General features: G+C 48.0%; 11 protein-coding genes. 5 read left to right on the forward strand and 6 right to left on the reverse strand.

Features of this window, described 5'->3' with window-relative positions; all coding sequences use genetic code 11:
• Positions 1-316: 316 nt before the first annotated feature.
• From recG to rpsB, 4 genes are all read right to left on the reverse strand, one after another.
• Entirely contained in the window at positions 317-2,803 is a 2,487-nt protein-coding gene (recG, locus tag QUB64_RS14715; RefSeq protein WP_333271218.1) for an ATP-dependent DNA helicase RecG, read from the reverse strand.
• Between the two features lie 303 nt (positions 2,804-3,106).
• The gene (locus tag QUB64_RS14720) at positions 3,107-4,021 is read right to left on the reverse strand and encodes a hypothetical protein (protein ID WP_333271215.1); all 915 of its coding nucleotides are present in this window, start codon (positions 4,019-4,021) and stop codon (positions 3,107-3,109) included.
• 596 nt (positions 4,022-4,617) lie between these two features.
• Complete coding sequence (gene tsf, locus QUB64_RS14725; protein ID WP_333271213.1) at positions 4,618-5,280, reverse strand: translation elongation factor Ts; 663 nt, start codon at positions 5,278-5,280, stop codon at positions 4,618-4,620.
• 341 nt (positions 5,281-5,621) lie between these two features.
• Positions 5,622-6,449: a 30S ribosomal protein S2 gene (rpsB, locus tag QUB64_RS14730; protein WP_333271211.1), complete on the reverse strand. Its 828-nt coding sequence runs from the start codon at positions 6,447-6,449 to the stop codon at positions 5,622-5,624.
• A 460-nt stretch (positions 6,450-6,909) separates the two neighbouring features.
• On the opposite strand from rpsB, the gene QUB64_RS14735 reads away from it, so the two are divergent.
• The 4 genes from QUB64_RS14735 (at position 6,910) to QUB64_RS14750 (ending at position 12,046) form a co-directional block, all read left to right on the forward strand.
• Positions 6,910-9,120, forward strand: coding sequence for a cation:proton antiporter (locus QUB64_RS14735; protein WP_333271209.1), 2,211 nt, complete (start codon positions 6,910-6,912; stop codon positions 9,118-9,120).
• Between the two features lie 336 nt (positions 9,121-9,456).
• The gene (locus QUB64_RS14740; protein ID WP_333271206.1) at positions 9,457-9,963 is read left to right on the forward strand and encodes a hypothetical protein; all 507 of its coding nucleotides are present in this window, start codon (positions 9,457-9,459) and stop codon (positions 9,961-9,963) included.
• A 278-nt stretch (positions 9,964-10,241) separates the two neighbouring features.
• A complete protein-coding gene (locus QUB64_RS14745) occupies positions 10,242-10,868 on the forward strand; it encodes a DUF3038 domain-containing protein (RefSeq protein ID WP_333271204.1) in 627 nt (208 codons plus the stop codon).
• A 2-nt stretch (positions 10,869-10,870) separates the two neighbouring features.
• Positions 10,871-12,046, forward strand: coding sequence for a DUF4335 domain-containing protein (locus tag QUB64_RS14750; RefSeq protein ID WP_333271201.1), 1,176 nt, complete (start codon positions 10,871-10,873; stop codon positions 12,044-12,046).
• Between the two features lie 236 nt (positions 12,047-12,282).
• On the opposite strand, the gene QUB64_RS14755 is transcribed toward QUB64_RS14750, so the two are convergent.
• Together QUB64_RS14755 and QUB64_RS14760 are read right to left on the reverse strand one after the other, a co-directional pair.
• Positions 12,283-14,361: an abortive infection protein gene (locus tag QUB64_RS14755; RefSeq protein ID WP_333271199.1), complete on the reverse strand. Its 2,079-nt coding sequence runs from the start codon at positions 14,359-14,361 to the stop codon at positions 12,283-12,285.
• Between the two features lie 5 nt (positions 14,362-14,366).
• Positions 14,367-15,038 carry a hypothetical protein gene (locus QUB64_RS14760; protein ID WP_333271197.1) on the reverse strand — a complete coding sequence of 224 codons (672 nt, stop codon included), beginning with the start codon at positions 15,036-15,038 and terminating at the stop codon, positions 14,367-14,369.
• Positions 15,039-15,391: 353 nt separating this feature from the next.
• On the opposite strand from QUB64_RS14760, the gene QUB64_RS14765 reads away from it, so the two are divergent.
• The gene (locus QUB64_RS14765) at positions 15,392-16,309 is read left to right on the forward strand and encodes an OmpA family protein (RefSeq protein WP_333271195.1); all 918 of its coding nucleotides are present in this window, start codon (positions 15,392-15,394) and stop codon (positions 16,307-16,309) included.
• The last annotated feature ends 285 nt before the right edge of the window (positions 16,310-16,594 follow it).

The raw sequence follows: 16,594 nt of genomic DNA on the forward strand, positions 1-16,594 counted from the left end.
TGTCGATCGGGTTTGTAGTGAGGACTTTAGTCCGCATCAAATTTTGCGGACTAAAGTCCTCACTACAAACCTATTTTGTCGTATTTGCTTAAAACTTTGAGTTTCCGTTGCAGAAACCTGTTTCTTCGCTCGCGAGTGAGTAAGCTTTGCGATCGAAACCCAATTGCTGCGTCCAGAATTTTCTAAGTCAAAATCGAGCCGCTTATCATCCGCCGATATTTTATACTTTTGTCGATCGGGTTTGTAGTGAGGACTTTAGTCCGCATCAAATTTTGCGGACTAAAGTCCTCACTACAAACCTATTTTTCGGAATTCTCTAAGTCAAAATCGAGCCGCTCATCATCCGCTGATATCTGCGATCCAATTCATCCCGCACCACCGGCCACTGATTCAAACTTTCATCACTCTCAATTATCATTTGAGCGGCCTCCCTCGCCAACTCCAAAACCTCTTGATCCTCAACCAAACTCGCCAAAGCAAAATCCGGTAAACCAGACTGCCGCATTCCCAAAACCTGACCCGGCCCGCGCAATCTCATATCCATTTCTGCAATAAAAAATCCATCTTGAGATTGCTCTAAAACCTTCATTCTCTGCATAGCTTCCGCAGCCTTGGAACCCGGCATTAACAAACAATAAGAACGATTGCGGCCCCGTCCGACTCGACCCCGCAACTGGTGCAGTTGCGACAGTCCAAACCGCTCAGAATTTTCAATCAGCATCACCGTTGCATTCGGCACGTCTACGCCAACTTCCACCACAGTCGTAGATACTAAAATATCAGTTGCTTTATCCCGAAACTTAGTAATTGCCTCATCTTTGTCAGCGCTGCTCATTCTACCGTGCAGCAAACCCACCTTAAACTCAGGAAATACGCTGTTTTGCAGTTTTTCCTGTTCCTCAATTGCCGATCGCACATCCAACTTTTCCGACTCCTCCACCAGAGGCAGCACCACATAAACTTGACGCCCGCTCGCGACTTCCCGGCGAATCAAATCGTAAGCCTGGAGGCGTTCTTTTGCCGACAGAACCGTCGTTTGAATCGCCTGCCGACCGGGGGGAAGTTCATCAATTTGACTCACGTCTAAATCGCCGTGGAGCGTCAGCGCCAGGGTTCGGGGGATGGGAGTAGCGGTCATCGTCAAAACGTGGGGAGATTCGCCTTTTTGCTGCAATTTAGCGCGCTGCTGCACGCCGAATCTGTGCTGTTCGTCAATTACGGCCAAACCCAATTTATGGAAATTTACGGTATCTTGAATCAGCGCGTGAGTTCCCACTAAAACAGGCAATTCTCCGGTTTCTAACTGGCTGTGAATCTCGCGGCGTTTGGCTACTTTTGTCGAACCAGTTAACAGTTCGACAGACAAGTGCATTAAATTAAACCAACCTACCAATTTGCGGTAATGCTGTTCTGCTAAAACTTCCGTCGGTGCCATTAAAGCGGCTTGATATCCGGATTGAATTGCTGCTAGCATTGCGACTACGGCGACGACTGTTTTCCCGGCACCGACATCGCCTTGCACTAACCTGTTCATCGGTTGCGTCGAGGCTAAATCGTTGAGGATGTCGTTAATTACTCTTTCCTGGGCATTTGTCATCGCAAAAGGCAAGATTTGATAGAAATGCTCGATCAATTTGCCGCCGGGAAGGATGACTGCACTAGCTTGAGCTTTTCTTTGGGTTTGGCGACGCTTTAAAAGTCCTAATTGCAGGTAGAAAAATTCGTCAAAAACTAAGCGGCGGCGGGCGGCGGACAAGCAATCGCGATCGACTGGAAAGTGAATATTTGCCACCGCATCGGCTAAACCCATTAAGCCGTAACGCTCGCGCAAATCCTCCGGTAGCGATTCCGGTAACAGTTTCGCGGCTCCAATTGCAGCCAAGATCGATCGCCTCACCGAACCCGCATCCACCCCTTCCGTCAGCGGATAAACAGGAATCAGGCGGCCGACTTTCATAGATTCGATCGCGCCACCGGAATCATCTAATACTTCCAACTCAGGATTTTCTAAAGTAATGCCGTATTTACCCTGCTTCACCAACCCCGAAGCAGCCAGCACCGCACCAGTACAATACTCGCGCTTTTTGAATTCTTGCCAGCCGCGATTGCTGTAGCGAGGCCCGGCAAAAAAGCGGCTAATTTTGATTTCTCCTGTGCGGTCTTTTAAAATTACTTCTAATATTGTTAATTTCTTATTTTTCGGGCTAGAAAAGCAATTGCAGCGCTTGACTTCGGCGATTAAAGTGACAGTTTCCCCTGCTACTAACTCGCGAATTTGTACTTGTTTTGCATAGTCGATGTGGTTGCGGGGATAGTAGTAAAGCAGGTCGTATACGGTGTATAAACCGAGTTTTAGCAAGCGGTTGCCGTTGGCTGGGCCGATACCTGTGACGCGCGTTAACGGTTGATCGAGAGTCAAGCTAGGCGGTGGGGGTGCTGTAGTCAGAGGTGCGGTTCGGGGAACAGAAACGGCTGGAGTGCTTGAATCGGCAGCGTTTTCTAGTCTGACTTGTGTCGTTTGTTCTTCCCAAAGTTGCTCCATTTGTCGGAGGAAACTGACTGTAATGGCGATCGAATGTTGGCGCGCTTCGAGATCCTTCTGAGGGTAGATGTCAAATTCAGCAGCTAGTTGTCTGGCGCGATCGCGCGAAGAACCAGTAACAGCGCCAGCCAACTGTCTCAAACTCAGGCCGAGAAACTCGCTGAAGCGGTATTGACTGCCTTGGATGTCGTTAAATCCGCGATCGGCTTCTACGGAAAGAGCTTTTTGCAATCGCTGCCATTCTGGTTGGTTATTAGTCATCAGTCATTAGTTATTAGTCATTAGTCATTAGTCATTAGTCAGTTGTCAGTTGTCAGTTGTCATTAGTCAGTAGTTAACGGTTAACAGTCAACTGTCAAAGTCAACTGTAAACTGTCATTAGTCAGCAGTCATCAGTCATTAGTTATTAATCATAGCTCAAAAAATCCAGACAACTGACAACTCTCAACTGACAACTGTCAACTGTCAACTGACAACTCTCAACTGTCAACTGACAACTGTCAACTGTCAACTGACAACTCTCAACTCTCAACTGTCAACTGACAACTCTCAACTGTCAACTGACTAATCTTCAAACCAACTCGACCGCCAAGCCGACTCAGCCTCCACCACAGCAAGTTCCCGCTGCTTTTTCTGGTAATCGCGACCTAGCGAGTTCAAGCGTACAGAGAGGTTGCGAATTTGCTGGCGCCAAGCCGATGTTCCCGGATCGGCAAACTCTATTTCCGACAACCGCAGTTTAATTGCTGTAATGTGCAAAGCATTACTACCGGGTCTTTTTCCCAAGTTTGGCGGTGCTGGTGAACTATCTGTTTCAATGATTAAGCTTAATAGGTTAGGTGGCCCCGCAACGCTGTCGCCGGACAATTCAGCACCAGAAGCAGCTTCTAGAACAGCTTCTGGCAATTGATTCGGCAAGATTCCCGACTGTTGCAGCAAGCGGTTGGTGTCGCGAGAAAGCAGCTTGAGAATCTGGGCGATCGACTTTTCAATACTATTTTGCCAGCGCGCCAAACTTTCCGGGGAATTAGCAATTGGCAACTCGTAACTTGTCGCTGGAAATTGATAGTTAATGGCGGAAAATTCGTTTTCTTCCTCTATTTCTGCCTCGAATTCGTCTTCCTCTTCCTCTTCCTCTTCCTCTTCCTCTTCCTCTTCCTCTTCCTCTTCCTCTTCCTCTTCCTCTTCCTCTTCCTCTGATTCAGTTGCGAGCGATCGCAATTTTTCTTGAGACGCCGCGGCCAAAAGCCTTACAGACTGCTGCATTTTTTGTCGCCCGTCGAAGGACAACTTGAGAAACGACTCCGGCACCGATTGAGTGCAAAGGTGATAGCAAGCCAAAATTAACTGCTGCCGCACTGCTTGTCCCAACGCAGTTAGATAACCATCGTAGGTACTGCGAAAGTCCACATTCAAGGCTGCCAAAGCCTCTTCGAGTCCTGTCAAATCTTGCTGTATGCGTTCTCTTGTTCCCACCATATCTCCGGTATAAAATTAAAATAGGACGATCGGCAAAACCACCCGATTTCTGCGACACATTCTCTGATTGTCGAGTGTATTCTGGTTAGAAACCGGCAATAAGTTTCAACAATCGCCTCAACATTTGTTATCTTTTTTATCTCTCGTTTATAGCCGAGACTAGATCCCCCTCGCATCCCCCTGATTGTTGGGGGACTTTAACCGCTTCCGGTCTTAAGAAGGGGGACTTTGACGGCTTCCTGTTCCCCCCTTAAAAAGGGGGGCTAGGGGGGATCTGGCTTAAATGAACCGTATTCGTTTATAGCCGAGACTAGATCCCCCTCGCATCCCCCTGATTGTTGGGGAACTTTAACCGCTTCCGGTCTTAATAAGGGGGACTTTGACGGCTTCCTGTTCCCCCCTTTTTTAGGGGGGCTAGGGGGGATCTTACCTTAATCGCCAAACAGCAATTTCTGATTGCATTTGACATTAAATTCACACTGGAAATCGGGTTGTTAGCACGCAGTGCATAAGTCCTGTAAAAAACTAAAAATTAAAAATGCAAAAAAATTATCTTTTCACATTTTTAATTTTTAATTCTCAATCTAAATTTTCGATTATTGAGCAGCACCCATTTGTGCTGCCACTTCATCGGCAAAGTTAGCTTCTACCTTCTCAATGCCTTCGCCCAACACAAAACGCACGAAGCGACGTACTTGGACATTTTCTCCAATTTGGGCGATCGTTTGTTTCACCAACTCTTCCACCGAGATATTCTGATCTCTAATAAAAGGCTGATCCATCAAAGATAGCTCTTTCAAACGCTTCTCAATCCGCCCTTGAACAATCTTTTCTTTGATATTGTCCGGCTTGTTTCCCAAGTCATCTTTGCCCATTTCAATTGCCTTTTCTCGATCGACAATTTCAGCAGGGATATCTTCAACTTTCACGTATTCCACATTTGGGCAAGCTGCAATTTGCATCGCAATATTGCGCACCAAAGCTTGGAAATCTTCGCGGCGGGCAACAAAATCGGTTTCGCAGTTAACTTCCACCAACACACCGACGCGGCCGCCAGTGTGAATGTAGCTGCCTACTATACCTTCAGATGCAACTCGTCCACCTTTCTTACCTGCCGAAGCCAGACCTTTTTTCCGCAGCCACTCAATTGATGTTTCGATATTGGCATCGTTTTCAACGAGGGCTTTTTTACAGTCCATCATGCCCGCGCCAGTTTTGTCCCGCAGTTCTTTAACAAGTTTTGCAGATATGTCCGCCATCTTCTTTAAGTTCCCAATCAAAATTAATTATTAGTCAGTAGTCATTAGTCATTAGTCATTAGTCATTAGTCATTAGTCATTAGTCATTAGTCACTAATCTAAATGTTAATGATTAGACAAGAGTGAAGAAATACCCAGTCCGGCTGAGGGCGGACTTTGTACCTGTAACGCCAGGATTAATTCAGGCGCTTACACTGCGGAATGCTTTTGCCAGAGCCCTACTAATGACTTAGACTCGTGCTATTTACAATTAAAAATTAAAAATATCCAACTAAAAATTATGATTTTTAATTTTCAATCTTTAATTTTTAATTGCCTGGTGTCAGATTCCGATCGCAATACTAGCTTTCGGTTTCTTCGCCGTCAGCGTCGGCATCGTCTGGATCTACATAATTGGGGTCATCCAATTCTTCGATTTCGCCATCATATTCCGCGCCTTCGTAACCACCTTCGTAGTCGTAGTCTTCGTCAGAGTCGCCGCCTTGCTGACCGTGACGACCTTCGTAGATGGCATCAGCTAACTTGCCGACAATCAGTTTGATCGATCGAATAGCATCGTCGTTTGCTGGAATCGCAATGTCAACCAAATCCGGGTCGCAGTTGGTATCCAACAGAGACACGATCGGAATTCCCAGCTTTTGGCATTCCAACACAGCATTATACTCGCGGCGTTGGTCTACCAGCACCACTCCGTCGGGAATCTTACGCATAGATTTAATCCCGCCCAGATACTTCTGGAGTTTTGCCATTTCTCGGCGCAACACCGAAGCTTCTTTTTTCGGCAACAAATCCAGGGCGCCGATTTCCTCGCGGCGTTCCAAATCCTTGAGGCGCTCGACGCGGGACTTAATTGTCGTCCAGTTGGTGAGCATTCCCCCCAGCCAGCGCTGGTTGACGTAGTAAGCACCGCAGCGTTGAGCTTCTTGGGCTACAATCCCGGCAGCTTGGCGCTTTGTACCGACGAACAAAAACTTTTTGCCTTTTTCCGAGGCCACTCTCATGTACTCGTAGGCCTCTTCCATAAGCTGAGCGGTTTGCACGAGGTCGATGATGTGAACCCCGTTGCGCTCTGTGAAAATGTAGGGAGACATTTTCGGGTTCCACCGACGGGTTTGGTGTCCGAAGTGAACCCCTGACTCTAACATTTGAGCCAAACTGACTACTGGCATTGTATTTTTAACTCCTGTATTCGGGTTAATCCTCCACCCGGTCGTATTTCTGAGGGTTTGCGCCCTCGAAACACCCGAAAACCCGGATGTGCGAATTTAAACAACTTTTCTAGTTTATCACCAGAAGCACCACTTTTTCTGACTATCTTAGATCCGTAGGGTTGGGTTTTCCGTAGGGTTGCGTGGGCGGTGCGCGCCCGCTTGAGTGAGATTTAGTGGGCGGGTTGGGTGCGGGGGGGGCACGATACGGTTAGAGTTACTAGCAACCGCATCTTAAAAACTAAAAATCCAGGTTTGAGCTTGCCAAAGCCTTTCTTAGCCTGTGAGAGAATTGCCTTGGTGCGTCTCTTGTTCCTTTTTTCGTTCGATCGAGCTTTTATCGATTTTATTCGATCGACAATTCTGCCGGCTTTACCACCGTCCCTTCTCGATCCGCAAAAAACCCAAAGCTAAAAACGCCATGCCCATTCCCATTCTCGTCCTGCTTGAAGTTCTAATTGTGATCGCACTTTCCCGACTTGTGGGTTTAGGATTTCGAGCGATCAAACAACCTCAAGTCATTGGAGAAATTGTAGCAGGAATTATGCTCGGGCCTTCTCTCCTCGGTTTGGTTGCACCAGATTTAGGAGCAGCACTTTTTCCAGCCGAGGCCGTTCCCTTCCTCAACGTGCTATCTGAGGTAGGGTTGATATTTTTCATGTTCTTGATTGGTTTAGAACTGAATCCCAAGTATCTCAAAAACAATTTAGATGTAGCAATTTTAACTTCTCACGTCAGCATTTTAGTGCCGTTTTCCCTGGGAAGCTTGCTGGCGCTGATGCTGTACCCGATCGTTTCAAATAATAGCGTTTCGTTTACAGCATTTGCCCTGTTTTTGGGCGCTGCGATGTCAATTACTGCCTTTCCGGTGCTGGCAAGAATTATTACAGAGCACAACTTGCAGAATACAAAATTGGGGACGCTGGCCCTGACTTGCGCTGCGGTAGACGATGTGACGGCGTGGTGTTTGTTAGCGGTGGCGATCGCAGTTACGCGCACTAACTCGATGATCGGCGCTTGGCCGACAATTATTGAATCTGTAATTTACATCGGTTTTATGCTGACTGTAGTCCGCTGGTTCTTGCAGCGGCTTTCCAAGCACTACAACCGCACCGGCAGGTTATCTCAATTAGTGCTATCCGGCATTTACATGGGAGTTGTAGCATCGGCTTTAATTACTGAATGGATCGGCATTCACTTAATTTTTGGTGCGTTTTTGCTGGGAGTATCAATGCCCAAAAATGCCGGACTTACCAGAGAATTAGCTGAAAAAACAGAAGATTTTGTGCTAATATTTCTGCTGCCAGTTTTTTTTGCTTACAGCGGTTTGCGCACTCAAATCGGTCTGCTCAACAGTCCAGATTTGTGGCTGCTGTGCGCGGCTGTTTTAGGAGTAGCAATTATTGGAAAATATGTCGGAACTTACGCTGCTGCTAGAGTCTGTGGCATAAGCAACCGCGAAGCTTCGGCCCTGGGTTGGATGATGAATACTCGCGGTTTGACTGAACTAATCGTGCTGAATATCGGTCTTTCTTTGGGGGTAATTTCGCCGCTGCTATTTACGATGTTAGTCATCATGGCTTTAGTGACAACTTTTATGACTTCGCCACTGTTGGAGTGGGCTTATCCGAAACGGCTGATTAGGTTAGATATCTCAGAAGTTAGTTCTGAGGATTCAGAATTAAAAGATTCGTCAATGGGTGAAGAAAGCGAAGAAATTAACATGGAATTACTGCCCACTTATCGAATTTTAGTCCCGGTTGCTAATCCCACCACGCAGAAAGGTTTGCTGCAACTGGCGATCGCCCTGGCGCAGCCTGCTGCGGGTACAGGCGGTAGCGATTTGCAGTCGGCGGCGGTTCATCCTCTGAGTTTGATCGAATTCAATGAAAATTATGCTTTTGAAAGTACGCCGACAGAAGCCGATCGCATTATCCAGGAACGCCGCTCGAAATTATCAGAATTGATAGAGAGTTTGGAAATGCCGGAGGCGAGAAAATTCGTACATCCCATCATTCGGGTTACTAAGGATGTGGCGCGGGAAACGGCACAAATTGCGGAACTGGATCGCGCGGATTTGATTTTAGTAGGATGGCACAGGCCGACTTTTAGCAGCAACCGTTTGGGAGGGCGTGTCGGCCAAATTCTCAGCAACGCTAAGGTGGATGTAGCAATTTTTGTTGACAGAGGCCGGGAACGGTTGAATAATTTGTTAGTGCCTTATGCGGCAAATATTCACGACGATCTGGGCTTAGAATTGGCGCTGAGACTGTTAGTTAATAGCGAGGAACGCCGTTTGACTGTGCTGCGGGTGGCGGTTGACGGGGAAGAGGGAAATGAGTTGAGTTACGAGTTTCAGCGAGTGATGGATCAGTTGCCGGCTGAGGTGCGATCGCGCATTGAAACTCCGATTGTGGAGGCGGCTGAGCCAATTCAAGCGGTGGTGGCGGCTTCTGCTAATGCTGATTTGACGATCGCGGGTACGAGTCGGGAGTGGGGAATTGAACGCCAAACTTTGGGACAGTATACTGATGAGTTGGCGGTGCAGTGTCATTCTTCGCTGCTGATTGCGCGGTGTTACGTGAAAGTGCGATCGCACTTGGCTTCGGTACTCGCTCCAAGTAGTAATTAGAAGGAAGTTCGGCAGCCGTCGCAGTGTACGGGATGTAACGGATAGAAGGAATCGGCAATAAGGAATAAATAATAAGGCATAAAAAATCATGTTTTAACTTCCAATTACCGATTCCCAATTACCGATTCCCAATTACCGATTCCCAATTACCGATTCCCAATTACCAAGGACTAATGACGGCTGGACTACCCTTCGGCTCCCCTCGACGTGAGCGGGCGGGCAAGTCGCTCGGAGGGTAAAATGACTGATGACTGATGACTGATGACTAATGACTGATGACTGATGACTGATGACTAATGACTGATGACTAATGACTAATTACCAATTCCCAAAATTATGATTCATTTAAATGTCAAATTGTTATCATTTTATGGTGTTTCGCTGGCGTTTGTTGCCGTGCTGTTTAAGGTGGTAACTGCTTACGGCGAAACAAATTTAAAGGCTCCTCCGGCAATTGCGGGAAGTTATCGCTTTGATGCTAAAAGTTTGCCCCAATGTCTGAAATCTGATACTTTGACCTTGACAATCGAGCAATCGGGTGTTTATTTGAGTGGTAATTTGCGATCGGGCAGCAGCGAGGCCGATCGGGCAAAAACAGCCGAGGAGAAACCTTCTCTAGTTGGGAAGTGGGAAAATCAAGGGTTGAGCTTGTCGGGTGCGGTTCCTAATTTAGCGGGTTGCAGCGAATCCAGAGCGATCGGTCAAAACAGCTATGTTAAACTGCGAGGAATTGTGGATAAAGACAGCCTTAAGGGAAAAATTAGTCTCACGGAGCGGGCGGCGGCTACTAATTTTACGGCTCAAAGAGAAGCGGCGGCGAAACCTCAGAAGCAGGGACATTGATCGATAATCGGGAATCGGGAATCGGGAATCGGGAATCGGGAATCGGGAATTATTTGTCGCTATCAGACTCTGTGACTCTCCGACTCTCCGCTTCTTCCCTGGCGCAGCACTTAATCAAAAAGCTCCGGCGATGGGGGTGGGGTCTTGGATTTTTGCTATTATCACTTAGAGTGAAATTATACTTAAAAGTCAACGATCGAAATAAAGTATCTCAGAGGAGTCGCCGGTTCAGAATTTGTCATGCCCGAGACCCCGGATAACCGTATAGTTTGTTTGGAATGGATGTTGCCGTGATCTTAATGCCGTCAGAAACTTCGCTTACCGAGTCAAACCCGTTGATTTTAGACAGTTTGCCAGATTTGTCGCCGAACGAGGGTGGGTGTCCCCGCCGGGCTAGATTGCAAATTGACTTGATGTTGCTGGCGATCGAGGCCTTGTACCTCGGAGGTGCTGAAGAAATGCTGGCAGTGTCGAAGGAACTGGAATTGGAGTCAATTATCAAAAATCGCGTTGCCTTTTGGCTGATGCGCAATACTAACCCGCTGAGACGCTATACCCAGCGCCGCTCCCTGACAGTCGTGGAGGCAAAGGCGCTGGTGGCGATCGCCTGTAATATGGCGCGCAAGTTAACCGCGACAATTCGGCAGTTGCTGCTGGATTCGCAGCAGTTGCGATCGAGAAATCTTCCCCTCAGTCAGAATTTGCAGCTAGCCGAGTATTTAGAACGCTTTCGAGCTCATTTTCGATCGCGCATGAACCCCAAGCGATCGGTAGTTGCAGCTTATAATTCCGACGACAAGCTCAACGAACTAGCTTTAAACTTGTTGAGCAAACTGCTATTTTGTACAGGCACAGCCGGAATGCAGCGCTTCTGGGTTAGCCTGTTTGATGGAGAAATTGAATAAAAATGACTATTAGGCGTCAGTACAGTCTGCCAAATTGCACCCTGGTTCTAGAAGGGTTGAGCGATGGCTCGGCAGCCAGCCAGCTAGAGATGCGGCCGGTGCTTTCGATATTAATGAGCGCTGAATGCTATGTGACAGGCCTCGGTGAACCCCTCAGCGGGGGACGGGAGTTTTTTGAAAGCTTGGTGAGGGCCGTCAGCAGCTACGCTCAAGAATTTATGAGCGGAGTGCATTATCCCGATCGCTACGGCCCTTCTTTGGGTATGGTACAGTTGCACAGAATTGACGGGAATTCCCACCGTTTGACCGTTCTACCCGCCGGATCTGGCAGCGCCACCCAAATCGATCGAAAAACAGAACTGTCGGCACAGGTAGATTTGACGACGGTACAGCTATTTGATTTGGTAGAGGCGATCGATCAATTTTTTGCCGACACTCAGACGCTGCCAGAATTGTCGCTGCAATTAACCCCAATTTCCAAGCGTTATATCAAGTCTGCCGAACCTTTGGCGAAGCGCAGTTTGCCTGCGGTGGTGGGGGTGTCGAGTTTGGCTTTGGCGGCGATGGCATTTTTCTTGGTGCCGGTGCCCGAAGTCCAGCGCCCGAGAGATCCGGTGCCGCAGCCCAATCCTGCTGGCCAAAATCTGGGCACGCCGAATCCGGGCGGATCGGGTTCGCCGAATCCCAATCCCACGCCTCCTGCTGACGGTTTGCTACCGGGGGATAAAACTCCGAAAGCTGTTGAATCGAGTTCGCCAACTCCGAGCCCTGCGGCGACTGGTGAGGCTTCACCCTTAGCAACACCGCAGTCGAACACTTCGCCGGAAAGCACGCCCAGTCCTGTTTCTGAAGGTTTGGCAAGCCCTGAGGCTGCTGCCGTGCCGATTACCGATGCGGCCGAAATAGATCTTTTGAAGGGCAAACTTTCCCAGCAAATTGATGGAGTTTTGAAGAATCAGCCTGCTGTTGATACGGAGTTGGTTTATCGGGTGAGTGTGGCTAAAGATGGGGCGATTGTCGGTTACAAGTCGGAAAATTCCGCAGCAGTCGATCGATCCGAAGCGCCGTTGTCGGAGTTGCTTTACAAACCGGTTGGTACTAGGCCGCCTGCGGAACCGTTGGCTGATTTCCGAGTAGTTTTTGCACCGGGCGGCACTGTTGCTGTCACTCCTTGGTAATGGGTTTGTAGTGAGGACTTTAGTCCTGTTTGTTCTGCGGACTAAAGTCCTCACTACGAACCTATTTTAGGGGTTTGTAGTGAGGACTTTAGTCCTGTTTGCTTTGCGGACTAAAGTCCTCACTACGAACCTATTTTAGGGGTTTGTAGTGAGGACTTTAGTCCGGTTTTTTTCTGCGGACTAAAGTCCTCACTACGAACCTATTTTGTGGGGGTGTTTTACTGACTTGAGATCGCTCAAAGTCCTGTCGGTGCGATCGGCTCAATGTCTGCATCAAATCCCCCAACTTGATTTGTGCGAATTATCCACAAAAATGCTCCCTGTTTTAAGAGGATTTTGGCGATCGCATCTTGGGTGCGCCTCGGTAGCATTGTTCGGTAACTCATCGCAGCTTTGATCGAGTTCGCGATCCCAGCAAAAAAGCTTTTTTTGAGTTCAGAATCAATCCCAGCCAATCTCACATTTTTGCGCCAATCAGGACGAACAACACCGAGAGGAATTAATACTTTTTCTAAACTCTGTCCTAAGGCTACTAACTGGTTAAATCTTTGAGTTTGTGCGGCTGCGGGATTGGTTTTCAGCCAGTCTTGAATCTGAGGATTTGACTCAATTTCCGCAGTAATTTTTTTAATTGTCGCGTAAATTGCCTGACTGGAATCTTGGACGCAAGAAGTTGCTGGCGTGACTAAACTTCCGCCGGTGCCGTCTCCGCTGCGGTAGCGCGCCATCATGATATCTAGTTGCTGGTTTAATTCGGTTAAGGGCGACAAGGTGATGCCGTCAAAGTCGTAGTCGCAACACACGCAGTCTAATTTACAGATGATATCGCACACCGGGCGATCGCCCAACCAGCCCCGCTGCAAATCTCCCATGTAACTTTGCCATTTGCTGGAACCTGCCACAATTCCATCGGGATTGTGGGCATAAACTTGTTTGTATTCTATGTCAAAACGCAGTTCGCTGGTAAAGCGATCGCGCACAACTTTTGCTACTCCAAAAGCAAAATGTCCGGTGACAATTCCCAACGGTGCCGGTTCGCCATTTTTGCCGCCAATACCGCCGAAACTGTGAATCACGATGCCAGTATCTCCTTCTTCCCAAGGGGAGATAGAATCGTTTTCTGTACCGTCATTTGGCGTCAACAATACTCTTTTTGCTTGTCCTTTTTGTGCCGTTGTATTTAACCAGTTTTCCTCCCTTAAATAAGCGAGAGATTTTTTCAAACCGAAATGTGTTTCATCTGGTATTAATTGGGCAATTTGGCGGGGTTCGAGTGCCTGAACTACAAAAATATTGTCTTCGTCTCTTTCGCCGTAAATGTACCAGCCCTCTGGATTTAATGGCGATTGTTCGATTTGGTGATTGGTAGACCTCGCTATGCCATTTTTGTCCGGCTGTACTTGCGGAATCCGAATGATTTCGGCGGCGCCGTCAAATTGTTGGGATGTTTTGCTGAAATGCCGGACAATAAATTTGTCGCTGTCGGGTTCTTGGCGCTTTAAAATTGAGACTAAGGCACAGAAACGTCCGATAATTTGTACTGGTTCGCGATCGATAATTAGTTCCTGTCCCTCGCTGCTGCTGCTGTGGTTGATGACAATCACCGGCCTGCGCAGCATCACAGTCACGCTGTCTTCGCGTCTGCTACCTGCTAGAGTTTCTAAAGGGCCGACATTTCGCCAGCCGTTCAATCTATCTGGATGAATGTTGCCTGATTTTTGACTTTTCCTGGTTCGTTTTGTAAACTTGATATCTTGACTTACGGCGTGGACAAAAAACTGAACGTGGCGATTTGTACTCCACTTCAAAAAGGCTGTTTTGCCAATGAAAGTTTGATATTTTTTAGGTGCATTTATCACTTTAAAAAACACTGTGCCGTAGGGCTGGCGCTGTTCGTTTGGGGGCAAAATCAAGCGCCCGTGCCAAAGAGCGATCGGCTTGTAGAGATGGGCAACTGCTGCTGAATCTTCGCAGATAATCTCTGGCTCAAGCGCTTCGGCAATATCGCTTTCTTCTCCAAAAATTGCCGCCGTTGAATTCGGGTCAATTTCCAGGAATAGCGGTTCTAAAAAAACGTTTTCTAGTTCAGTAATATTGGCGGTTGAATTGCCCGCCTTTTTTAACTTCGGTATAAACAAATGGCGGTTTTCCTCGAATAGCGCCTGCAACCAATTGAAACAAATCCGCAGAAAAATAAAAGATGTCAGACCGAAAATAATAGCCAAAGCTGTCAGCCCCAGAGTTAAAAGAAATTGCTCTAAAGACTGACCGGAAAGTAAAATAATTGTGGGCCCGATCGCAAAATATGCCGCCATAATATCTAAAAACGAGTTTTAGGTTCGATCCAGTCTGTGCTGGCTTGACTGCCGAAAACTAGGGGTTTGTCTTCGCTGACAGATACCGTTTGGCCGGTCATATCGACTGCACAAAGAGGCCAAGATCGATCGCCCAAATGGCCGGCGCGGAACAGAACTTGTCCCGGGCAAACTTGACTCCAACCCAACAATACCGCATGAGTGTAAAGACTGCGAGCCGGAGCAACGGTATAAGTGTAACGATCGTTTTTATCCCAAATGACCGCGTAGTCGGACATATCGGAAGAGTTGAACAAGGCTTCAAATTCGCGGGCGAGAACCCGGGAACCCTCTTGATTCCAAGAAACAGGTACTAAAATGGCGATCGTCCCGGACATATCTGTGTCATCGCTAGCATACATTCCGCTTTCCGCCAGCGGCGAAGCAGCCGCCACTGTTTGCAGTTCCCCGGTTTTGAGATTTTCCACAAACATGACGCTGCTAACCCGACACCGGGAGAATTCCGGCTGTACTTTCAACTCAATTCGACTGTAAGCCGCGTATTGGCCGTTAGTTGAAACTAGGGAAGGACTGCGATAGTAGCGGAGGCCGGTGCCGGCATTTGAACTCACTTTAGCGTGAGTGTCACTAATCCATTCCCAAGGCACGGGATAGGCGCTATTTAAAGGGTCGGTCATCGGTTTTTTCTCCAAAAGTTCTACGGTATTATCTAACAGATTCAGGCTGACACGCAGGGGACTAAGCTGTTGTGCATCTAGATTGTCTCTTGTGTTTGAGGGGGAAATGGTCCGATGGGGATCGGGGGAAGGTTTGATAAATCATCGAAATATACAATTTAAATGCACAACAACTTAGAAATCAGGTTTACGAGCAGATGCTGCGCCGCCAAAGCCCTGATTTGGAGAAACCGGGTTTCTTTTTCAGATGGTAGATTTCTCTTCCCATCTAAAATCCCAAATCTCAAATCTCAAATCGGATAGGTAAGATAGTATCGAAATTAATCAGGTATGTGTACCGAGAGGGAGGAACCATGACGCGATCTTCTAACCAACAACCTTCAATCCCCCCGACTCGCGTCTCCAAGTCGCGGGGAAAAGGTTTGCTTGTACTGTCGCTGATATTTCGACTGCTGCTGCTGGGAGTAGGCAGCGGTTTTGCTTGGGTTTTAGGGATGGCGATCGCCCAAATTTATCCCTCACGCGCCACAGAAATGCCGATCGCCGAGAGATTGCTGCGCGTTACTCAAAATTTGACCTCCAGCCCGAAACGCGCGCCAACAACGCCAATTCCGGCACTTCCTGCACCAACTGCTACACCCACACCCCAGTCAAAAGTTAGTCCAGCCCAGAGAGAGAAATTGCAGTCGGATTTGAGAAAATTACAGGGAGAGTTGAACGCGCTAATTGGCCGTACAGCCGCTTTAGAAAGTCAGTTGGGTAGCAGTCGCCCGACGGAAACTTTGGAAAAGCGGTTGCAGTTGATATCGCAGGAATTGGCCGCAACCGGAAGTGCAAGTGCTTCTCCTCTGGCTTTACCAGCGCTGAGTCCGGGAAATGCCAACGCGCAGCCCCAGAATACAAGAAATCCGGCGTTTGCGGGAGATGGGCTGATGGTAACTCTCCCCAGCGATGTTTTGTTTGATACTGGTAGCATTTCCTTGCGCGCGGGAACCACTGCGATTTTGGACAATTTGGTGGCGGATTTGCGCAATTACGAGGGGGCGACGGTGCGGGTTGGGGGCCACACTGACGACGCTCTTGAAGAGGCGGACAATCGCAATGTATCGTTTGCGCGGGCTCAGGCTGTGGTGCAGTATTTGTCCGGCGTGCTCGGTCAGAAGTATCATTGGGTGGCGATCGGCTACGGGGAAAGTCGCCCTTTGGTGGATAATAGTTCTGAGATCAACCGCCAGCGCAACCGCCGCATAGAAGTGGCAATTAGTCCTTAGTCATGGGGCATTGGGCATTGGGCATGGGGCATCGGGGATGGGGCATTGGTCAGTGGGCGGGTTGAGATGGACTTATTGCATAATTTTTTGATTGATAGTCAACCGCAGATTTAAGGCAGATTAACACAGATTAACGCAGATAATTTCAAGATAGTTTGTGGTTTTAGCTATCTTGTCTAGTATTTTGAATTCACTGTGCTGAATTTTAGGAAAAATCATGCAACATTATTTGTAGGGTGTGTCGCCTTCAACAATCTCTAAATAAGACCAATAATCGATCGGGCG

It is taken from the genome of Microcoleus sp. Aus8_D2, from assembly GCF_036702665.1.
GTDB lineage: Bacteria > Cyanobacteriota > Cyanobacteriia > Cyanobacteriales > Microcoleaceae > Microcoleus.